This window comes from Kitasatospora sp. NPDC001660 (genome assembly GCF_053596725.1).
This window is the reverse complement of record NZ_JBSFGU010000022.1, coordinates 108,987-128,675: the sequence shown is the minus strand read 5'-3', so window position 1 is coordinate 128,675 and position 19,689 is coordinate 108,987. Positions and strand designations below refer to the sequence as shown.

The following is a 19,689-nucleotide window of genomic DNA, read 5'->3' as shown; positions in this document are numbered from 1 at the left end:
TCTCCCGCGCCGCGCCCGCCCCGCCCCCGCCGCGGCCCGCGGCGGCGGGCGCCCGGCCGGCCCCCCCCGGGGGGCCGCCCCCCGGGGGGGGGGCGCCGCGGGCGGCGCCGCCCGCGCGCCGATCGCCGAACGGGTCTCCGCCACCGCCTCCCCGGCCCTGCGCGCGCTCTACGACCAGCGGATCGACTGGGCGCCCTGCAACGAGGACGGCAACGCCGACCCCGACGAGCCCGTCGTGCAGTGCGCCACCCTCAAGGTCCCGCTCGACTACGCCGACCCCGGCGGCGAGACCACCGACGTCGCCCTCGCCCGCGTGCCCGCCGCCGACCCGGGCCGGCGCATCGGCTCCCTCGTGCTCAACCCCGGCGGCCCCGGCAACTCCGGCACCTCCCAGGTCCAGTGGGGCTGGAGGAGCTACGGCGGCCCGCTGCACGAGCACTTCGACCTGGTCGGCTTCGACCCGCGCGGCGCCGGGCGCACCCTACCCGTCAACTGCCTCGACGACGGCACCCGCGACGAGTGGACCAGCACCGACGACCCGTCCTACGACCACGGCCGGGTCCTCGCCGACGCCTGCCAGGCCAAGGCCGCCAAGCTGCTCCCGTTCGTCGGCACCCGCAACTCCGCCCGCGACATGGACGTGCTGCGCAGCGCCCTCGGCGACCGCAAGCTCGACTTCCTCGGCCTGTCCTACGGCACCTACCTCGGCGCCCTCTACGCCGAGGAGTTCCCCGACCGCACCGGCCGGCTCGTCCTCGACGGCGCCGTCGAGCGCAGCACCGACCTCCTGCACCTCAACGGCGAGCAGGCCGCCGCCACCGAGGCCGAGTTCACCGCGTTCGCCGCCGACTGCGCCTCCGCCGAGGACTTCTGCCCGCTCGGCACCGACCCGGCCGCCGCCCCCAAGCGGCTCGCCGCCTTCCTCGACGGCCTCAAGGCGCACCCGCTGCTCTCCTCCGGCGGACGGCTGGTCACCGCGACCCTCGGCTGGAACGGCGTCCTCAACGTCCTCTACGACGGCCACCGTTCGTGGGAGCGGCTGCGCACGGCCATCGAGCAGGCGATCACCCGCGGCGACGCCGACGAACTGCTCAAGCTCGCGGACGGCTCCAACGGCCGCGACGAGGACGGCCACTTCGACACCCCGGCCGACGCGTACGCGGCGATCCACTGCGCCGACGCCCCGCTCGCACCCACCGACGCCGACATGCGCGCGGCGCTCGCCGACCTCGCCGCCCGGGCCCCGCTGATCGGCGCGCACGACACCCGGGCCACCCTGCTCGACCCCGACTGCCGCCCCTGGCCGTACCGTTCGACCGAGCACCCGCACACGGTGCGGGCGCCGGGCAGCGCCCCGATCCTGGTCGTCGGCTCGACCGGCGACCCGGTCACGCCCTACCCGTGGGCGCAGCGGATGGCGGCCGGGTTCGAGCACGGCGTGCTGCTGACGCGGGAGGGCGACGGGCACACCGCGTACGACAAGAGCGGGTGCGTGCGCGACGCCGTCGCGGCGTACCTGGTGGACGGCCGGCTGCCGGAGGCGGGGACGCACTGCGCGTCGGACTGACGGACAATCGGCGGTGCGCGGAGGACGGTGTCTGCCCGGCTGAGGCGGGCAGTGGCTGCGGTGGCCGGCGGTGGGGGCGGGGGCGCCCGTCCTGCCGGTGACGCGCCGAGGGGGCGCACCGCGTGGTCGCGGTGCGCCCCCTCGGGGTTTGCAAGGCTCAGGAGGTCGGGGCCGCCGTCAGGTCGTAGAAGGTGGCGCTGCCGACCGTCTTCGCGGTGAAGTGGCTGGTCACCCACGCCTCGATCTGGGCGCTCTCGGTCGGCTGCCCGCTGTCGTCGCCGGAGCCGCCGCCGAAGCCGCGGTGGGAGCCGCCACCGATGAACCAGTGGACCTTGCCCTCCTGGACGTACTTCTGGAAGTCGGCCAGGCTCAGCGACGGGTCGGTGCCGTTGAAGCCGCCGAGGGCCATCACCGGCTTGCCGGTGGCGAGTTGGTAGCTCGCGGCGTTCTGGGAGCCGGTGGTCGCGGCGGCCCAGGTGTAGTGGTCGGCGTCCTGCTCGAGCAGGGCCGCGGCCTCGTCGCTGACCTTGGTGCCGCCGAGCAGACCGCCCATGCCGCCACCGAAGCCGCCGAAGCCGCCGGGGCCCATGCCCTCGGGGTCCGTCGCGCCGAAGCCGCCCGCGGTGCCGTTGCCGGTGCCGCGCCCGCCCTCGGTGCCGCGCTCGTGGCGGCCGTTCGCGCCGCCGGAGCCGGCGCCCGGGAAGCCGCCGGAGCCGCCGCCGAAGCCGTCCGGGAATCCGCCGCCGTTCTGGCCGCGCGGGGCCTGGCCACCGGGGAAACCACCCTGCCCGCCGGGGAAGCCGCCCTGGCCGCCCTGCCCGCCGGGGAAACCACCCTGCCCGCCGGGGAACCTGCCGCCCGGGAAGCCCTTGCCGCCCTTGGCGCCGCCCCGGCCGCCGCCGGGCCCGAACGCGCCCTTGACGGACGGCCCGGCCGTGATGATCGAGCCGTTGTGCGCGGTGCCGACGGTGTCCACCGCGTACGCCGCCGGACCGCCGAGCGCCGCCGCGAGGCCGACGAGGCCCGCCACCGAGGCGATCCGCGCGCCGACCCGTCCGGAGGCCCGCCCGGCGAACTGCCCGGCCACCAGCGCGGCCGCCGCCACGAGCCCGGCGGCCAGGACCGCCCAGCGCAGCCACGGCAGGAAGTCCGCGCTGCGGCCGAGCAGGACGAACGCCCACACCGCCGTCACCGCGAGCGTGCCCGCGAGGACCAGCGCGTACGGCAGGCGGTGCCGCGCCCGCCACAGCCCGTCCACGCCCATGCCGGCCAGTGCGGCGACGGCCGGGGCGAGCGCCACGGTGTAGTACTGGTGGAAGATCCCGGACATGAAGCTGAAGATCAGCGCGGTGGAGATCAGCCACCCGCCCCAGACCAGGAACGCCGCGCGGGCGGTGTCGGTGCGGGCGTAGCGGCGGGTCGCCCAGAGGGCGAACACCAGCAGGATCAGCGCGGCCGGCATGAGCCAGGCGATCTGCCCGCCGATGTCGCTGCCGAACAGGCGGGTGATGCCGGTCTGGCCCCAGCCGCGGTTCTTCATCGCCTGCGCCGCGCCGGCCGGCAGGTCGAGCCCGGCCGGGAGGTGTCCGCCGCCGCCCACGCTGCCGCGCTCGTTGCCGTCGACGCGGCCGAGGCCGTTGTAGCCGAAGGTGAGCGACAGGAAGCTGTTGTCCTGCGAGCCGCCGACGTAGGGGCGGGCGGAGGCGGGCAGCAGCTCGACGACCGCGACCCACCAGCCGCCGGCGACCGTCAGGGCCACGCCCGCGAGCAGCACCTGCCGCACCCGCCGCCAGAAGCCGGTGGGCGCCACGACGAGGTAGATGACCGCGAAGGCGGGCAGGATGAGGAACGCCGCGAGGGTCTTGGTGAGGAACGCGAAGCCGAACACGGCGCCGGTGAACAGCAGCCACCTGGTGCTCGCCGTCTCGATCGCGCGGATCAGCCCGTACGCGGTCAGGGTGAGCAGCAGGACGAGCAGCGCGTCCGGGTTGTTGAAGCGGAACATCAGCGCCGCCACCGGGGTGAGGGCGAGCGCGGCCCCGGCGAGCAGGCCGCCGAGCGGGGAGAAGCGGCGGCGCACCGCCGCGTACAGGACGCCGACGGTGGCGGCGCCCATGAGCGCCTGCGGGGCGAGGAGGGACCACGACGAGAGGCCGAAGATCCGCGCGGACAGGGCCATCGGCCACAGCGACGCCGGGGGCTTGTCGACGGTGATGAAGTTCCCGGCGTCCGAGGAGCCGAAGAAGAACGCCTTCCAGCTCTGGCTGCCCGCCTGGACGGCCGCGGAGTAGAAGGCGTTGGCCCAGCCGGAGGCGCTCAGGCCCCACAGGTAGAGGACGGCGGTGGCGGCCATCAGACCGAGCAGGGCCGGGCGCACCCAGCGGGGGTCGTCCTCGCGGCCGCGCCAGGCGCGGGCCGGGAGGGTGCGCAGCCGGCCGGACCAGGAGGCCGGGCCCTTGGGTCCGGTCGGCGGCAGGGGGTGCTCGGGGAAGAGCGGAGCCGGGTCCGGGGCGGGGGCCGGCTGGGGCACCTCCGGCGGCGGGTGGTCCGCGGCCTCGGGCCACGGTTCGCCGGCCGGCTGGGTGTAGCTGGTCGTGGTCATGCGCCACACCCTGCGTGGCACGCCTGAGAGAACCGTGAGACCGGGCTGTGAGCGGGGTGTGATCTACGGTTCACCCGCTCGGCCCGGGCGTCAGGCGGCCTGCGGCATGGCCAGGTGCTGGCCGAGCCACTCCAGGGCCGGGGGGATCTCGCGGGTCCAGGTGTGGAAGTTGTGGCCGCCGCTGTCGAGGGTGATGGTGGACAGCTTGGTCGGGGCCTTGAACGCGCCCACCATGGACTGGGTGTCGGCGTAGTTGTTCTCGTCGTAGCTGGTGGCGAGCAGCAGGTTGACGGGCGCGGCGGGCTGGGTCTTCAGCCGCCACACGAGGTCGTTCTCCTGCTTGAGCCGGGCGTTGCCGTCGAAGAGGTCGCCGGTGGTCTCGTCGATCGGCGCGGTGTAGTAGCCGGAGAGGGAGACGGCCGAGCGGTAGGCGTCGGGCTTGCGCAGGGCGAACTTGAGCGCGCAGTAGCCGCCGGTGGAGTTGCCGATCACGGCGCGGTTGGCCGGGTCGCCGCCGATCCGGTAGGTGGTGGCGAGGGCCTTGGGCAGGTCGCTGGTGAAGAAGGTCTCGACCTGCGGGCCGTTCGGGATGTCCATGCACTCGGTGTCGCGGTTGCCGGAGAGCGTGGGGCGCATCATGACGAGGACGGTCGGCGGGAGCTTCTTCTGCTCGATCGCGGCGAGGGTGGAGGCCGGGTACTGCATGAGCGAGATCAGCTTCTCGGCCGAGCCCGGGTAGCCGGCGATGACCAGGGCCATCGGGAACTGCCGCTTGGCGTAGTCCGCCTGGAAGTACTGCGGCGGCAGGTAGACGTACGCGTCGCTGGTCAGGCCGCTGGCGGCTCCTTTGACGGCGACCTTCTGGATCAGCCCTGAGCGGTCCGGATCGGAGCCCTGGGCGGAGTACATCTTCTGCTCGCCGGTGACGGCGACGGCGGCGTTGGGGGTGTGGTCGACGACCGTGCCCTGCTTGCCGTTGGTGCCGAGGAGGTCGCTCCAGGAGCTGTAGAAGCCGAAGTAGCCGTTGGCGATCAGGCCCATGGCGACGAGTACGGCTATCTGGGCGGCGAGGAAGGCGGCGATCCGGCCGAGCCAGGCCTTCCAGGTCCGCCCGCTGAATCTCGGCCAGAGCCACAGGGTGGCGGCGAGGACGGCGATCGCGATCACGGACGCGACGATCTGGAGGGGGAGGCCGGTGAGACTGAGCACGGGCCCGATGGTAGTTGACCGGCCAGGGGTCCCCGCGCGCCCCTCGTGTGCGCCTGCACGCCCCTTCTGCGCCCTGTTGACCATGCTGCGCACACTCCGGGACCATGTCGGCGGGGTACGTGCACGTGACGTGCGCGACGTGTGTAGGGGACGACACGTGGGGGCGGGATTCATGAAGTCCATCACCAAGGCCGGTCTGGCCGTCGGCTCGGCGCTGTTGCTCGCGGCCTGTTCCAGCGGGGGAGGGGGCTCGGCCGCGGATCCGCAGCCGTCCGGCACCGTCACCGCGCTGCCCGTGCCGACCCGCACCGCTCCGCCGACGCCGACCCGGCCCCCGTACGGCCCGGTGCTCACCGGCGCGGTCGACCCGGTCACCACCGCGCTCGGCAAGGTGACCACGGCCAAGACCCTCGCGGACCTCGACACCGACCTCGCCGAGATCGCCACCAGCGCCAGGACCGCGAGCCTCAAGCTGCGCACGGCCAACGAGCCGCCCGAGGTCGGGATCACGCAGAGCGACCTCGCCTCCGCCCTCACCCAGCTCAACACCGATATGGCGAAGATCCAGGGCGACATCAAGCACAAGACCGTGTGCGGCCTCAGCGCCGGCCTCGCGGAGGTGGGCCAGGCCGCGGGCCTGAAGGCGGTCACCGCCGCCCTCGCCAAGATGGCGACGGCCGGCTACCAGACCGCCTTCGCCGTCCCGCAGACCCCGGCGGCGCAGAACCGCTCGCTGGACAACGGCACGATGGTCCGCAAGGGGCGGCTGCACGGGGAGGGCGTGTTCAAGGTCGACAACGGCGGCAGCTCGGACGCGGTCGTCACGCTCGCCCTGGACGGCAAGTCGATCCACTCGGTGTACGTGGCCAAGGGCTCGAACGCGAGCATCGAGGGCGTCGAGGACGGGACGTACGAGGTCTACTTCTCGGGCGGCGTGGACTGGGACAACGACGCGAAGGGCTTCACGCAGAGCTGCCGGTTCACCAAGTTCCAGGACACGCTGGCCTTCGAGACCGGGCGCACCGCCACCTCCTGGTCGATCACCCTCAAGCCGGTGGTGGGCGGCAACGCCAAGACCGAGGACGTGGACCAGAACAACTTCCCGCAACCGTAGCGTCCTTGACGTTCAGCGGCGTTCCCCGGCCTTTTTCGGTCGACACTGTTGACCGTCTGAAGTGGCCATGGCACTTTCGTGCGGCGCGGGCCTCGGCGACCAGCCGGGCACCCCGCGATCCCCCACAAGGAGAGCCATGTTCAAGAGACTTGTCGCCATGGCCGGCGCGAGCGCCGTCATCGCGGGCGGGCTGACCCTCGCCGCCGCCCCCGCGCAGGCCGTCCAGGCGGCCGACCTCACGGCGACCATCGCGCTCGACGACTGCTCGGCCTCGCTGGTCCGCTACCCCGCCTCCGTGGACGGCGACCGGGCTCTCATGCTCACCAACGGCCACTGCCTGCCCACCATGCCGAGCGCCGGCGAGGTCATCCAGAACGTCGCCGCGAGCCGCAGCGGCACCCTGCTCGACGGCGCCGGGAACACCCTCGGCACCGTCCAGGCCGACAAGGTGCTGTACGCGACCATGACCGGCACCGACGTCACGCTCTACGAACTCACCGACACCTACGGCTCGATCAAGAGCCGCTACGGCGTCACCGCGCTCACCGTCAACGACAGCCACCCCACCGACGGCGCGGCGATGTACATACCCTCGTCGTACTGGAAGCAGGTCTGGAACTGCTCCGTCAACGGGTTCGTGTCCACCCTGCGCGAGGACCAGTGGACCTGGCACGACTCGCTGCGCTACAGCTCCGGCTGCAACACCACGCACGGCACCTCCGGCTCGCCGATCATCGACTCCGCGAGCGGGCGGATCGTCGGCATCAACAACACCGGCAACGACGACGGCCAGATGTGCACCCTCAACAACCCGTGCGAGGTCGCCGCCGACGGCAGCACCACGGCCACCAAGGGCCAGAGCTACGGCGAGGAGACCTACTGGTTCACCACCTGCCTCGGTGCGGGCCGGGCCATCGACCTCACCGTCAGCGGCTGCCTGCTCACCAAGCCGGGCGGGAGCAGCGCCGTGTCGGTGAGCAGCCCGGGCGACCAGTCGACCGCGTTGAACGGCCCGGTGAGCCTCCAGCTCCAGGCCTCGGGCGGCACCGCGCCGCTGTCGTACTCCGCCACCGGGTTGCCGGCCGGCCTGTCGGTCAACTCCTCGACCGGGCTCATCAGCGGCTCGGTGAGCGCCGTCGGCACGTCCGCCGTGACGGTGACCGTGACCGACGCGACCGGTGCGACCGCGACCACGAGCTTCAACTGGACGGTCGTGGGCACGGGTGGCTCCTGCACGCCGACCCAGCTGCTCGGCAACGCGGGCTTCGAGACGGGTTCGGCGGCGCCGTGGACGGCGTCCAGCGGTGTGATCGACAACAGTGCGTCGCAGGCGGCGCACGGCGGCAACTGGAAGGCGTGGCTGGACGGTTACGGCTCGTCGCACACGGACACGCTGTCGCAGACGGTGACGATCCCGGCGGGCTGCAAGGCGACGCTGAGCTTCTGGCTGCACATCGACACGGCCGAGACGGGCACGACGGCGTACGACAAGCTGGCGGTGTCGGTCAACGGGACCACGCTGAAGACGTACTCCAACGTGGACGCGGCGGCCGGCTACCAGCAGCGGACCTTCGACCTCTCGTCCTACGCGGGCAAGAGCGTCACGCTGAAGTTCACCGGCACCGAGGACACCTCGCTGCAGACGAGCTTCGTGATCGACGACACGTCCGTCCAGACCAGTTGAGGTGACGTGAGGTCCAGTTGAGGTGACGTGAGGTGAGGTGAGGCTGTCGCGCGGTCCGGTCGGCTCCGCTGGCCGGACCGCGCAGCACGCCCGTCATCACGTCGCCCCGCGGACGAGCTCGCGCGGTGTCCCGCCCCGGTCCGCGAGGGGGGAGGAACTCGCCGTCGTTCCGGCCGAAATGGATCTCGAACGGCGCCGCATCCTGCCGAGGCCTAAGCTGGCCGGATGATCAAGCCTATTGAGCTGGTGATATTCGACTGTGACGGGGTCCTCGTGGACAGCGAGGTCATCGCCGCCCGCGTCCAGATGCGGCTCGGGGCGGAGCTGGGGTGGCCGCTGACGCGGGCCGAGGTGGTCGAGTGGTTCATCGGGCGCTCCGAGGCGGCCAACCACGCGGTGGTCGCCGAGCGGCTCGGCACGGCGACCGCCGACCGGTGGCGCGAGCGATTCGTCGAGCTCCACGCCGAGGCCGTGGACGCCGAGTTGGCGCCGGTCGACGGGATCCCCGAGGCGCTCGCCGGGATCGCCCTGCCGACCTGCGTCGCGTCCAGCGGCTCGCACGAGAAGATGCGCCACACCCTCGGCCGCACCGGCCTGCACGACCACTTCGCCGGCCGGATCTTCAGTGCGACGGAGGTCGGGCGCGGCAAGCCCGCGCCCGACCTCTTCCTGCACGCCGCCCGGCAGATGGGCGCCGACCCGGCGGCGTGCGTCGTCGTCGAGGACAGCCTGCCCGGCGTCCAGGCCGCCCGTGCCGCCGGGATGCGCGCGCTCGGCTACGCGGGCGGGCTCACCCCGGCGGAGCGGCTGGCGGGGCCGGACACGGTCGTCTTCGACGACATGCGGAAGCTGCCGGAGCTGATCGGCGGCTACCGGGGGTAGCACGTCATCGGCGAGGTTCGGCGCTGTAGGTTCAGCTCTCACCGGCCGGGAGTCGCCACTCGAAGGGGAAGAAGTCCCGCTGCCACCTGTCGGACCTCGCCAGGGCGTCGACGGCCTCGGGGACGCGCAGGAAGGTGCGGTGGCGCAGCAGGTCGCGCCGCTCGGCGGGGGTGAGCAGGCGGTCGTCCGCGTCGAGGTTCTCCGGGTGGTCCGCGGGCAGGTCCGGGTAGCCGTCGATCGCCACGCCCTCCGAGGCGTTGAGGTGGTCGCCGTCGGGCGTCCGGTAGTCGAGGCGGAGCTCGGTGCGCCACTGGGAGTTGCTGCCCCAGCCCTGTGAGAGGTCGACGGTCGGGCGGTGGCGTCGGCGGAACGTCCAGTAGATCGGCCAGGCATCGGCGACCCCGCGCTCGGCGTGCGCGGCACCGGCCCGGATCCGGGCACCGGCGCGGCTGAACAGCAGTTCGCCGAGCATCAGCCCGGGCCGGCGGAGGGCGAGGACCTCGATGGGGGCGTCCCGGTCCTCGGCCTGGTCGACCTCGGCGATCTCGTGGTGGAACGGGTCGAAGGCGCCGTCGTCCTCGACGGGGGTCATGCCGAGCGCGGTGAAGAAGTCGAGGTACTCCTGCCACGACTCGGGGTGGTCGGGGCCGTCGAGCAGGAGGTAGTCGCTGACGCGGCTCAACGCGTAGAGCTCCCAGTTGAGTTCGCGCCCGCCCGGCTCCTCCCACCAGGGCCGGTGGCGGGCCGCGGTGGCGATCCGTTCGCGGTACCCCTCGCTCAGGGCCCGGTCGAGCCAGGGGCTGATGATCTCCTTGTACCGATCCGCGCCCTCGTACTCCAGCAGTGCCGTGTAGAGCGCCCGCGCGTCGACCCCGTTCGTGTTCATGGCGGGAGCTTACGCACAGGTTTTACCGAACGGTCGACCAATGACCGGCCCTGCTCGCGTAGCGTCCGGGACATCCACTGAACGCGACGCGCGGACGCCCGGGAGCCCGGGCGGACCGCTGGGAGACATGCCATGAACCTGGTCGACGCCGCTTCGTCCCTGCCCGAGGCCTGGCGGTCGGAGGTGCTCGCCGAGGTCGGGACGGCAGCGGTGAAGGTGCTGCGGATGGACGGGCGGGCGCTGCCGCCCGAGGTCCACGCGGCGGCCGAGGCCTTGCTCGTCGTGGAGGGGCGGCTGGAACTGTTGGTGGACGGCGTGGAACTGAGCGTCGGGGCGGGGGAGCTGTACCGCGTACCGGCGGGCGCGGTCCACGCGGTGCGTCCGGGGAGCGGCGGCACGCTGCTCATCGTCGAGGTGCCGGAGGGTAATTGACGAACCGCCGAGCCTGAGCCGATGGTGACCTGAGACGATCGGCGCATGATCTCGGACGAACGTTTGGACCAAGCCGGACGGCTCTACGACCGGGCCGTGTTTGGTGGTGACGCTGATGCCATCCCTTCCGCCGATCGCTGCCTCGACGCCGTCGAGGCGGATCTCGCGATGGGCCGTGGCCGCCTCCTCCACGCCCGCTTCATGGCGGAAGGCAGGGCCGACGAGGAGGAGTTGGCGCTGTTCGAGCGCGCTGCCGGGCTGTACGAGGACCTGGGGGACGTGCGCGGTCGCGCCGATGCCGCCTTCTGGATCGGTGCGTACCACCAGGTGGTGCGGGGCGAGGGAGGGGCCGCACGGCCGTTCTTCGAGCGGGCTTCGGAGCTGGCGGAAGCGGCAGGCGACGACCTCATCAGGTCGTACGTCCTGCGGCACCTCGGAATCCTGGCCCACATGGCAGGCCGCCTGTCCGAAGCCCGCGCGTACCTGGAGGAGTCCACCGCGCTGCGGCGGGACCTGGACTTCCGTCCGGGCGTGGCCGCGAACCTGGTGGGACTCGTCTATCTCGCCGCCCAGGAGGAGCGGCGGGGCGATGCCGTTGCGCTGCTGGCGGAGGCGGAGGAACTGGCGACCGGGACCGCGTCGCACGGCGTCCTGCGCTGGATCGCCGAGGCCCGCCGGGACCTGGGGCTGACCTGAAGCTCAAGCTTCGCTCAACTTCGCTGTAGGAACGGTGAGTTTGGCTACTCTCGAAGGCGGGGGGAGAGAGTCCCGGCAGGCCGAGCCTGCCGGGCGCTCCCGTGCCGCTAGAGGAGACCGAAGTCGAATTCCCCAGCGGCGACGGCGTTGATGAACGCCGAGTGCGCCGCAGGGTCGAAGACCAGCGCCGGCCCGGAGGGGTCCTTCGAGTCACGGATGTGGATGATCGGCTCGTCCGTGACGCCCACCTCGACGCAGTTGTCGTCTCCTCCGCTGTAACTGGACTTCCTGAAGTTCACCTCGGGATGGAAACGGGTCACTTGATCTTGTCTCTCTGTGCGGTGATGAAATCGAGCGAGGAGTCGACGGATAGAGCCTCCGCCGTGATCTCCTGAAACTTGGCCCGGTAGAGCTCCACATCGGCGGGGTCTTCGACCCACAGGCTGCTGAGAAGCCCTTCGGCCAGTACGACGTCGAGGTCGTGCCGCTGTGGGAACCCCATCAGCGCGAACGCCCCGCTCATCCCGGGGTGGACTGCGGCGCCGATCGGCATGACCTGGATGTTGACGTTGGACAGGCGGCTGAGAGTCAACAGCCGGTCCAGTTGCGGCACCATGATGTCGGGGCGATTCGCGTTCGAGCAGAGGGCGGCCTCGTGGATGACGGCCCAGACCTGCACCGGGTCCGGTCGCGTGAGGATAGATTGACGTGCCATCCGAACCTGGACGAGGTCCTCGACGGTTCCGCCTGATCGGATCCGGAGTCGGTCGATGACGATCCTGGCGTACTCGGGCGTCTGGAACAGTCCGGGGATGAAGGCCGGTTCGTAGGTCTTGTAGGTGGACGCGTCGGCTTCCAGGAGGATCAGGTCGTTGGCGGTGGCATTGATGACATCGCGGTAGCTCAGCCACCAGCCACGCTTGCTCCCGTCCTTGGTGATGGCGATCAGGCCGGCGCGGAAGTCTTCGTCCTCGCACTCGTAGTAGTCGAGGAGCTTGATGACGTCCTCGATCTTGGCGGCGGTGTGGGCGGTCTCGATACGAGTGAGCTTGGGCTGGCTCATGCCCGTGGCTTCGGCGACCGTGTCGGCAGTGAGCTTTCGCTCTTCGCGCAGTTTCCGCAGCACGCCGCCGAGTCGCCGTCGGCGAACGGTCGAGACCGCCATGTGGACCCCTCCTGAACTGTCGATTGACCAGTCTGCCCGTGAGATGGGCGGGCGCGCTACCAACAACTGGCAGTCTAGGCAGCCGAATCCGGGTTCGAAATGCATAGATGCATGCAGTGGCGAATGAGTTGCGCTGAATGTCGCATGGGCGCCATGCTGAGCGTAGCGGGTCGCATGCGCTGAGTAGGCGTCGATTCCGTGATCTCGCCGTTGCCCGAAAGGCATGTGTGGGCATGCGGCTTTGAGTGATCCACTTCGCCCCACGGAGGTCTCTTCGTGTTCCCCCTTGGACTCCCCCCAGACTGGACGGCCGCGCGTGAGGAGTTGCGCGAGGCCATGGCGCGCGCCGGGTGGAAGCCCGACAGCGTCGCCGACGCGGAGCTCGCGCTCTACGAACTCTTCATCAATGCCTGGCGCCACGGCGGCAGTCCGGCGCCTGTCGTCGTGGTCGTCGTCCTCGACCGCACTCTCCGCGTCTCCGTCAGCGACGGCAGCCCGCTGCTGCCCATCCCGCGGAACAGCTCCGACCCCTACGAGATGACGGGGCGGGGCCTCCAGCTCGTCCGCCACCTCACCAACCGCTTCGGCACCGACGCCCGCTCCTCCGGCAAGTCCGTCTGGTTCGAACTGGACTCCGCCGCATGAACGACACCCCCAACCGTCGGCACCCCATCGCGCCGGCCGATCCCCGCACCCGCAGCTACACCGAACCCCAGATCGCCGCTCTACTCGCCGAAGTCTGCGAGCGCGGCCGCAAGTTCGGCCTCATCTGGCCCTCCGCCACCACCGACAGCGTCGTGGACGGCCGCGTCCTCGTCCGCTTCGGCAACGCCCCCGCCAGCACCGTCCTCAACCTCCTCAGCCTGCTCCTCGACCACGAAAAGGCCGAGGGCCCGTGGGGGCCCTGAACCACCCCGGCGCCGCCCGTATCCTCGCCGGCCTCGCCCTGCTCGTCCTCCTGCTCCTCGCCATCGCCGTCGTCGCTCTTGGCGCGCTCGCCGTCCTGCGGGTGCCCCTCCGCCCCAACGGCGACGACCTCGAACCCGACCACCCCACCCCCCATCGCCGCATACCGACGGCCTGATCCTCTCCGCCCCCGCCGCCCGGCCAGACCCACCGGGCGGCACAGCCCACACAGAAAGTCGGCCGGGCCGACTTCTGGCGCCGGTCCGAGGTGGGGAGACCTGCTCTTTTCCACAAGGAGAAGGGCAGCAGCGACTGGACCAGGGCCCGCGTCAAGGTCGCCAGGGCACACGCCAAGGTCGCCGACGCCCGGCGCGAGTTCCACCACCAGCTCTCCACCCGGCTGATGAGCGAAAACCAAGCCATCGCGGTGGGGGACCTGGCGGTGAAGGGACTCGCCCGCACCAGGCTGGCCAAGTCCGTGCACGTCCGCGTCTGGCAGTGCCGGGCATGCGGCGTATGGCTGGACCGGGACATCAACGCCGCCGTCAACACGGCCAAGAGTTCCTCATGCGGCCCACCGTGGGGCAGCAGCAGGCACTTTCTGAGATGCTGCGGGATCACTGCTCGCTCTACAACGGGGCTCTGGTGCGCCACGAGGCGCCACCATAACCGTGCAGAGGTGGGAGACCTCTGCCGTCCGTTTGTCGTAGCAGGCAGATGGAGCTGGGGGCAGTCCAACCGCGGCCCGCGCGGAAGGATGGCAAGCGGCCCCGACAACGCCGGAACGTGCTGGCACTGCCAGACAGTGCGGGTCCGGCAAGCGAGACGAGAAGCCGTACGAGAGGAACCAGTGCCTGAAGCCCCGTAATCGTTGTGCCGGCTCCAATCTGGCGGATATGGGCCGGGTGCAGTGCACGCTGTCGCTGAACGCGGCGGCGACTCCGAAGCCGGGTCAATGCGCCGGTGGGGAGGCCACGTTGAAGGTCTACGGCGTAGGCGTGGCGATGCTGCCGGGGTAGAGCTGGGCGGCTCCCTTGTCGAACGGATGGTGGTGAACGTGGGAAGCGTCCTGGGGACGCCTTGTGTCCGGGCAGCCAGCCAGGGCGCGGGCAGGCCCGTGGTCGGCTGATGCCTCCAGGACGTGGCGGAGTCCTCGTAGTAGTCCGAGCGCGCGAGAGGCGCGCACACGGCGAAGGAGGACAGCAAGTCCGCAGCGGAGGAACTGGAAGGTCAGGAGGCTTTCGCCGGTGAATACCGACGAACTGGAGGACGCCCTGTTCGGGGCGGAACTCCGGGTACTGAAGATCCAGACGAAGCTGCACCGCTGGGCCAGCGGTGATCCTCATCGCAGGTTCGATGACCTGTTCAACCTCGTGACCGACCCCGCCTTCCTTCTGGTGGCGTGGGCTCGGGTGCGGGGCAACAAGGGAGCCCGAACGGCCGGAGTGGACGGGGAGACCGCCTACTACGTCGAGGCCGTGCGGGGCGTCGAGGCTTTCCTCGACGGGCTGCGCTCGGGGTTGAAGGATCGTACGTTCAGCCCCCTTCCGGTGCGAGAGCGGATGATTCCGAAGGCGAACGGCAAGCTCCGTCGCCTGGGGATCGCGACGGTCGCCGACCGGGTGGTGCAGGCTTCCCTGAAGCTCGTGCTGGAGCCGATCTTCGAGGCGGACTTCCTCTCGTGTTCGTACGGGTTCCGCCCGAATCGCCGGACACATGACGCCGTGGTCGAGGTGCGCTATCTCGCTGCCCGCTCCTACGAGTGGGTCGTCGAGGGCGACATCAAAGCCTGCTTCGACGAGATCTCTCATCCGGCCCTGATGGACCGGGTGCGAGCACGGATCGGAGACAAACGCGTCCTGGCGCTGGTGAAGGCGTTCTTGAAGTCGGGCATCCTCGGTGAGGACCGCCGACTTCGGGAAACCAGCATGGGAACCCCGCAAGGGTCGATCCTGTCCCCGTTGCTCAGCAACGTCGCCCTTTCCGTCCTGGACGAATACGTCTTTAGGGCTCCGGGAGGGAACGGCTCTGACCGCAACGAGAGGCTCAGACGCAGTCGCAAGGGCCTGCCGAACTGTCGGCTGGTCCGCTACGCGGACGACTGGTGTCTGATGGTGTCCGGCACGCGTGCCGACGCCGAAGCACTCAAGGACGAGATCGCAGGAGTCCTCTCCACGATGGGCCTGTGCCTGTCGCAGGAGAAGACCCTGGTCACCCACATTGAGGACGGCCTCGACTTCCTGGGATGGCACATCCAGCGCCATCGGAAGCGAGGAACCAATCAGCACTACGTCTACACCTACCCGGCGCGCAAGGCCCTGAAGGCCGCGACGGACAAGGTGAAGGCGAAGTGCCGCACGGTAGGAATCGACCTGGCACTGGATGCCCTGCTCGTCCAGCTCAACTGGATGATGCGGGGCTGGTGCGCCTACTTCCGGCCGGGGGTCTCCAGCAAGGCGTTCAACTACCTGTCCCACTACGCGCGGGAACGGGTGATCAGATGGCTGCGCAAGAAGCATCCCCGGATGAACTGGAAGGAACTGAGACGCCGCTTCGGCGGCGGACGGTGGTGGCCGACCGGCGAGACGATCGAGCTGTTCAACCCGGCGAAGGTGAGCACGACGCGATACCGGTACCGGGGAGCAGCGATTCCCTCGCCCTGGCCACTGGCCGGATGAGGAACACCGCGAGCCGAGCGGGGCTTGTGGAGCGCCCGTTGCGGTGAGAGCCGCACGGCGGGTGCGGGAAGCGGTCCGGAGAAACGGACCGGCCACACGGCCGGGACCGCGCTCCGGACCGACTTCACCAGGAATGCCGTGACGCCTACCGGCACGTCTCCAGGACGACGGTCCGGCACAGCGACCAGTCCGCACAGCTCAAGGACATCCGGGCGTTCGACCCGGAACGTCAGGGTCGTTGGCCGTTCAGCTCGCAGCAGGCGACGCTTCGGCGGCTGGACAAGGCGTTCGCCGCGTTCTTCCGCCGCGTCAGGTCCGGCGAGAAGCCCGGATACTGGGCGTCCGCGCTGGGCGGCTACACCCGCTGAGCCGCTTGTCCTCGGAACGAGACGAGCGGCTCAGCAAAACCGGTCACCGCTGCGGAAGTCGCAGGTGCCGCCAACGGGTCCCGCCAAGTCCTACTGCGGTGGCCGCGCGGAGGGATCACTTTTAGCTGCCCCATGGCGGCGTGGATGCGTTATTCACCGTCGTCGAACTGCGCCGTCAAACGCAGAGTGAGTTCTGCGCTGGCCAGCATCCGGGGAATCTCGATCGGGAGATCGGAGAATTCCGTCCGTACGACATCGGCAGGGTCGATACGGCGGGTCACCCCGTCCCGCCCCGTCGCCTCGATCACATAGCGGTATCCGCGGGGCACGCTGGGGTCGTCCGCCACCTTCCACTGCGCTCCGTGCTTCTGAATCAGGTAATCGGCGACGTAGGACATCAGATCGCTGTGCAGGGTGATCCAGTCCGATTGCTCGAATTCATTCAGCGGAGCGCGCGCGACATAGTCCTGGAGGGCGGGAATGAGACTCATCGGGTTGCGCGTGTAGATCTCGGGTGCCACCCCGAGCATGTCAGCCACGTCAACGATGTTCCGGCGCCCCTCCTCGATCCATCGCTGGAGATCCGGTTCGTTTGCTCTGGTCACGCTTGAGCCTTCCGTTGACATTTTACTTCTTGGGGGCGGGCCCGTACTCGATGAAGATGACGCGAGCCTGGGTGAGATAGTTCCTAAGGGCCTGCGACGGGGGGGCATGCAGAAAGACCCAGCGGGGATCGAATTTCGGATCCGCGCGACGCAGCGCCAGATCCTTGTTGATCTGTTCCTTGATCTTATCGCTCAACGGGACTTCTCCCTTCACGCGGCGCGTGGAACCGTCCTTGAGCGTGATCGTTCGCCACTCCTGATAGTGCTTGACCTCCACAGCCAGTGTGCGGCCGTCCGGCATGTGAACCGGGACGTCGACCTTGCGCCCACCCGGCGTCGATACGGGGTAGTAGGGGTGGTCATTTTTCGGCACGGGATAGGGCTTCTCGGGTCCCCCGCCCGTCATCTCTCGAAGGTAGTCCTCAGCGCCGTTGAACCGAGCCCGTCCACTGCGCATGGCCCGCATCTGGTGAAGCGTTCGCTCCGCCGTACCGGGCATGAGCTCACCGCGCGGTTGTCCGGTGCCGTGGTGCGAGTGGGGGTCGTGATCAGCCGGAGTTGGTTCGGCTGCCGGGTGGGCTGCGTCGTCCAGCCCACCCGCGTCGTTGCTGTGGGCTCCGTCTCCGCCATGGGCGCCCGTCGAGTGACCGCCGGTGCCGTCACCGTGGCCACCGGAAGGCGTGTGCGAACCGCCACCACTGCTTGGCGTGTGGGACCCGCCACCCGACGGCGTGTGCGAACCTGCGCCGCTTCCGGAGCCGCTGCTGGTCGGGTTGTCCGCGGCGTGGCCACCCGTGGACGGCGTGTCGTGCGTACCGCCACCCCCGCCGGCCGGGTGAGATCCGCTGCCCGGGTGTGCAGAGGCGGTCGGGTGGCCGGCCGCGTTCTCAACGTGGCTGGGACCGCCCGCGCCGACTCTGTCGGGAACGTGGCCGCCGGGGGTGTGTTCCAGGGCGTGGACGGGGTCGGATGGGTGGGAGCCGAGGCGGATGGCGTTGTCGCCGCTGCGGACTCCAACTCCGACGGGTTCGCGGGTGGTGGCCTGGGCCGGATGGTGGTCCTTGCCGGAAAGACCGGCGACGTCCTTCGGCGCCTGGTCACCGTGCTGGAGGATGTTGCCCTCGGCGTCGTAGACGTTGCCGTCGTGGTCCAGGAATCTGGTCTTGCCTCCTGTCTCCAGTTTGACGGTGCCGGGCGGGAGTTCGACGGTGCCCTTGGGCAACTTGATGGTGTTGTCGGCGGTCCTGATGGCGCCTTCGGGTATCGCGGTGCCGGGCGGGAGCTTGATCTCCCCACCGGGGAGTTTGACCGCTCCTTCGGGCAGAGCGAACGCACTGTTGATGTGGATCTCGGGAATCTTGACGTTGTCGATGCCCTTGAGGGCGGTCAGCACGTCGCCGGCCTTCGTGAGCCCGAAGCCCACGCCCTTGAAGACGTAGGTCATCGGGTCGATGACCTTGCCGACCTTACCGGCGACCGACAGCACTTTGCCGGCCGCGCCGGCCTTGCCCGCGCCCGACGCAGCTGCGCCGCCGCCAGTCATGGCGGTCAGCACGTTGAAGGTGACCGCGCCACCCGCGCGGCTCGGGTTCGTCTTCCACTGGTCCCAGGCGACCAGAGCCTTGCCGGTCTCCTTCATCGCGGTGCGAGAATCCCGCAGCCACGAGGGCAGTTTGTCCTCCGGCATCAGCCAGTACGCCTCGCCGACCACGGGTATCGCGGTGATGACGAGGCCGGTCGCCAGCTTGGCGAGCCCCGTCCAGGACTGCTTGAAGGCGTCCCAGCCGTCGAAACCCACCAGCGTGCCCAGGCCCTTGATAGTGCCCCAGATCCCGTCGACGAAGACGCCCTTGCCGAACTCGACCGCCTGGGCCGGCAGGTCCCACCAGGGGATGTCCCGGTCGACCGTGTCGCCCCAGGGCAGAGACTTCGACTCCTTCAACGCCTTCGCGTCGTAGCCGTACATGTCGTCCGCGTCGGAGCCATCGTTGACCCGCAGCGGCTTCCCGCCGACGAGAGCGACGATCTTGGCGTAGGCGGTGCGCTCGACCTCCTGGAACTGCGTCCACACCTCGGCGATCTCGGCGCGTCGACGGTTGTTCTCGTGGACCTTGCCCTCGTCCTGACGCCAGTCGTGGTCACCGTCGGCCTTCGACTTGAACGCCTCGGCCTGGATCTTGAGGTCGTGCATCCGCGCCACCAGCGGACGCGCGTCCCGGCTGTAGGCGCCCAGGGCGCCGGCGATGGTGCACGCGTCGGAGCTGAGCTTCGTGCCGAGGTCGTCGACCGGCTTGGTGGTCGCGAAAAGCTGCTCGGCCTCGGGTGCGTGGTAGTAGGACTTCAGCCCGCCGAAGCTCGTGTGGACGCTCCCCGCGGCCGCGGCTGTCGCCGCCCCTGCCGTCGAGATCGACTTCACCCTGTTGTCCAGTGCGAACAGATCGCCGGTGAAGACCGGGACCTCGGCAGGGTTGACCGGATCGTTGCTCACTTCGCCCCCTCCGGCCGGATGCCCAGCGTCTGAAGGTTCGCGGTCCTCCCCGCTTCCTGCGCAATCTTCCCCGCCGTCAGATCACTCGCGTGGTATGCGTTCGTTGCCTCCACCGTGTCAGCCAGAAGCGTTTCGCCCCGCTCCGCCATCGACCTCAACCCGATGTGACGGCCCTCCAGATACGGCGACAGCCCCGCCGCGACCGGCCCCAGAGCGTGGTGCGACAACAGAGGGGCACCCGCCGACACCCCGCCCCGGACCTCGGCCCCTTTCTGCAATCCCGGCACCGCAGTCCCCGCCGCTTGCGCGGCCCCGATCAGTCCGTCCTTCTTCAACTGCCCTTGCCCGCCCTGCGGCTGGACCACCACGTCGCCCCCTGCATCCGCTACCCCGGCCGGCCGAAATCG

The 19,689-nt window shown here is 70.3% G+C and carries 18 protein-coding genes and 2 pseudogenes; 12 read left to right on the top strand and 8 right to left on the bottom strand.

Translation table 11 applies throughout. From position 1 onward, the window contains the following. On the top strand, window positions 1–1,567 hold a 1,567-nt coding region (locus tag ACWCXH_RS23670), incomplete at its 5' end, for an alpha/beta hydrolase (RefSeq protein ID WP_449803450.1). A gap of 157 nt (window positions 1,568–1,724) precedes the next feature. Here ACWCXH_RS23670 and ACWCXH_RS23665 read toward each other — a convergent pair. Further along, the gene (locus ACWCXH_RS23665) at window positions 1,725–4,169 is read right to left on the bottom strand and encodes an ArnT family glycosyltransferase (protein ID WP_449803449.1); all 2,445 of its coding nucleotides are present in this window, start codon (window positions 4,167–4,169) and stop codon (window positions 1,725–1,727) included. A 90-nt stretch (window positions 4,170–4,259) separates the two neighbouring features. Then, window positions 4,260–5,378 carry an alpha/beta hydrolase gene (locus ACWCXH_RS23660; RefSeq protein WP_449803448.1) on the bottom strand — a complete coding sequence of 373 codons (1,119 nt, stop codon included), beginning with the start codon at window positions 5,376–5,378 and terminating at the stop codon, window positions 4,260–4,262. A gap of 172 nt (window positions 5,379–5,550) precedes the next feature. Here ACWCXH_RS23660 and ACWCXH_RS23655 point away from each other — a divergent pair, with 172 nt between their 5' ends. The 3 genes from ACWCXH_RS23655 to ACWCXH_RS23645 all read left to right on the top strand — a co-directional run bounded on the left by ACWCXH_RS23655 (window position 5,551) and on the right by ACWCXH_RS23645 (window position 9,058). Next, window positions 5,551–6,492: a hypothetical protein gene (locus ACWCXH_RS23655; RefSeq protein WP_449803447.1), complete on the top strand. Its 942-nt coding sequence runs from the start codon at window positions 5,551–5,553 to the stop codon at window positions 6,490–6,492. 136 nt (window positions 6,493–6,628) lie between these two features. After that, on the top strand, window positions 6,629–8,176 hold the full coding sequence (locus tag ACWCXH_RS23650; RefSeq protein WP_449803446.1) for a putative Ig domain-containing protein: 1,548 nt from the start codon (window positions 6,629–6,631) through the stop codon (window positions 8,174–8,176). 225 nt (window positions 8,177–8,401) lie between these two features. Beyond that, a complete protein-coding gene (locus ACWCXH_RS23645) occupies window positions 8,402–9,058 on the top strand; it encodes an HAD family hydrolase (RefSeq protein ID WP_449803445.1) in 657 nt (218 codons plus the stop codon). Window positions 9,059–9,089: 31 nt separating this feature from the next. On the opposite strand, the gene ACWCXH_RS23640 is transcribed toward ACWCXH_RS23645, so the two are convergent. After that, complete coding sequence (locus tag ACWCXH_RS23640; RefSeq protein WP_449803444.1) at window positions 9,090–9,944, bottom strand: hypothetical protein; 855 nt, start codon at window positions 9,942–9,944, stop codon at window positions 9,090–9,092. Between the two features lie 132 nt (window positions 9,945–10,076). On the opposite strand from ACWCXH_RS23640, the gene ACWCXH_RS23635 reads away from it, so the two are divergent. Together ACWCXH_RS23635 and ACWCXH_RS23630 are read left to right on the top strand one after the other, a co-directional pair. Beyond that, window positions 10,077–10,376: a cupin domain-containing protein gene (locus ACWCXH_RS23635; RefSeq protein ID WP_449803443.1), complete on the top strand. Its 300-nt coding sequence runs from the start codon at window positions 10,077–10,079 to the stop codon at window positions 10,374–10,376. Between the two features lie 45 nt (window positions 10,377–10,421). Continuing rightward, on the top strand, window positions 10,422–11,072 hold the full coding sequence (locus tag ACWCXH_RS23630) for a tetratricopeptide repeat protein (protein ID WP_449803442.1): 651 nt from the start codon (window positions 10,422–10,424) through the stop codon (window positions 11,070–11,072). Between the two features lie 107 nt (window positions 11,073–11,179). On the opposite strand, the gene ACWCXH_RS23625 is transcribed toward ACWCXH_RS23630, so the two are convergent. Together ACWCXH_RS23625 and ACWCXH_RS23620 are read right to left on the bottom strand one after the other, a co-directional pair. After that, window positions 11,180–11,371, bottom strand: coding sequence for a DUF397 domain-containing protein (locus ACWCXH_RS23625; RefSeq protein ID WP_449803441.1), 192 nt, complete (start codon window positions 11,369–11,371; stop codon window positions 11,180–11,182). Window positions 11,372–11,388: 17 nt separating this feature from the next. After that, the gene (locus tag ACWCXH_RS23620) at window positions 11,389–12,237 is read right to left on the bottom strand and encodes a helix-turn-helix domain-containing protein (RefSeq protein WP_449803440.1); all 849 of its coding nucleotides are present in this window, start codon (window positions 12,235–12,237) and stop codon (window positions 11,389–11,391) included. Between the two features lie 276 nt (window positions 12,238–12,513). On the opposite strand from ACWCXH_RS23620, the gene ACWCXH_RS23615 reads away from it, so the two are divergent. The 6 genes and pseudogenes from ACWCXH_RS23615 to ACWCXH_RS23590 form a co-directional block, all read left to right on the top strand. Next, a complete protein-coding gene (locus ACWCXH_RS23615; RefSeq protein WP_449803439.1) occupies window positions 12,514–12,882 on the top strand; it encodes an ATP-binding protein in 369 nt (122 codons plus the stop codon). Beyond that, the gene (locus tag ACWCXH_RS23610; protein ID WP_449803438.1) at window positions 12,879–13,145 is read left to right on the top strand and encodes a hypothetical protein; all 267 of its coding nucleotides are present in this window, start codon (window positions 12,879–12,881) and stop codon (window positions 13,143–13,145) included. The genes ACWCXH_RS23615 and ACWCXH_RS23610 overlap by 4 nt, the downstream gene beginning before the upstream one ends. Beyond that, window positions 13,133–13,321, top strand: coding sequence for a hypothetical protein (locus tag ACWCXH_RS23605; protein WP_449803437.1), 189 nt, complete (start codon window positions 13,133–13,135; stop codon window positions 13,319–13,321). The genes ACWCXH_RS23610 and ACWCXH_RS23605 overlap by 13 nt, the downstream gene beginning before the upstream one ends. Before the next feature lie 90 nt (window positions 13,322–13,411). Next, window positions 13,412–13,687, top strand: a pseudogene (locus tag ACWCXH_RS23600) (transposase); the annotation flags it as partial. A 703-nt stretch (window positions 13,688–14,390) separates the two neighbouring features. Continuing rightward, a complete protein-coding gene (ltrA, locus tag ACWCXH_RS23595) occupies window positions 14,391–15,821 on the top strand; it encodes a group II intron reverse transcriptase/maturase (protein WP_449803436.1) in 1,431 nt (476 codons plus the stop codon). Between the two features lie 128 nt (window positions 15,822–15,949). Further along, window positions 15,950–16,156: pseudogene (locus ACWCXH_RS23590) on the top strand (RNA-guided endonuclease TnpB family protein); the annotation flags it as partial. A gap of 182 nt (window positions 16,157–16,338) precedes the next feature. On the opposite strand, the gene ACWCXH_RS23585 reads toward ACWCXH_RS23590, so the two are convergent. The 3 genes from ACWCXH_RS23585 to ACWCXH_RS23575 form a co-directional block, all read right to left on the bottom strand. Next, entirely contained in the window at window positions 16,339–16,719 is a 381-nt protein-coding gene (locus tag ACWCXH_RS23585) for a hypothetical protein (protein WP_449803454.1), read from the bottom strand. 97 nt (window positions 16,720–16,816) lie between these two features. Further along, window positions 16,817–19,282, bottom strand: a complete 2,466-nt coding sequence (locus tag ACWCXH_RS23580) for a hypothetical protein (RefSeq protein ID WP_449803435.1) — start codon at window positions 19,280–19,282, stop codon at window positions 16,817–16,819. Then, on the bottom strand, window positions 19,279–19,650 hold the full coding sequence (locus ACWCXH_RS23575; RefSeq protein WP_449803434.1) for a DUF6507 family protein: 372 nt from the start codon (window positions 19,648–19,650) through the stop codon (window positions 19,279–19,281). Before ACWCXH_RS23575 ends, ACWCXH_RS23580 begins: the two co-directional genes overlap by 4 nt. Window positions 19,651–19,689 lie beyond the last annotated feature (39 nt).

Coding starts and splice junctions, on each gene's coding strand:
- ACWCXH_RS23665 (WP_449803449.1), bottom strand. CDS start 4,169: ATGACCACGACCAGCTACACCCAGCCGGCCGGCGAACCGTGGCCCGAG.
- ACWCXH_RS23655 (WP_449803447.1), top strand. CDS start 5,551: ATGAAGTCCATCACCAAGGCCGGTCTGGCCGTCGGCTCGGCGCTGTTG.
- ACWCXH_RS23650 (WP_449803446.1), top strand. CDS start 6,629: ATGTTCAAGAGACTTGTCGCCATGGCCGGCGCGAGCGCCGTCATCGCG.
- ACWCXH_RS23645 (WP_449803445.1), top strand. CDS start 8,402: ATGATCAAGCCTATTGAGCTGGTGATATTCGACTGTGACGGGGTCCTC.
- ACWCXH_RS23640 (WP_449803444.1), bottom strand. CDS start 9,944: ATGAACACGAACGGGGTCGACGCGCGGGCGCTCTACACGGCACTGCTG.
- ACWCXH_RS23635 (WP_449803443.1), top strand. CDS start 10,077: ATGAACCTGGTCGACGCCGCTTCGTCCCTGCCCGAGGCCTGGCGGTCG.
- ACWCXH_RS23630 (WP_449803442.1), top strand. CDS start 10,422: ATGATCTCGGACGAACGTTTGGACCAAGCCGGACGGCTCTACGACCGG.
- ACWCXH_RS23620 (WP_449803440.1), bottom strand. CDS start 12,237: ATGGCGGTCTCGACCGTTCGCCGACGGCGACTCGGCGGCGTGCTGCGG.
- ACWCXH_RS23610 (WP_449803438.1), top strand. CDS start 12,879: ATGAACGACACCCCCAACCGTCGGCACCCCATCGCGCCGGCCGATCCC.
- ACWCXH_RS23585 (WP_449803454.1), bottom strand. CDS start 16,719: ATGCTCGGGGTGGCACCCGAGATCTACACGCGCAACCCGATGAGTCTC.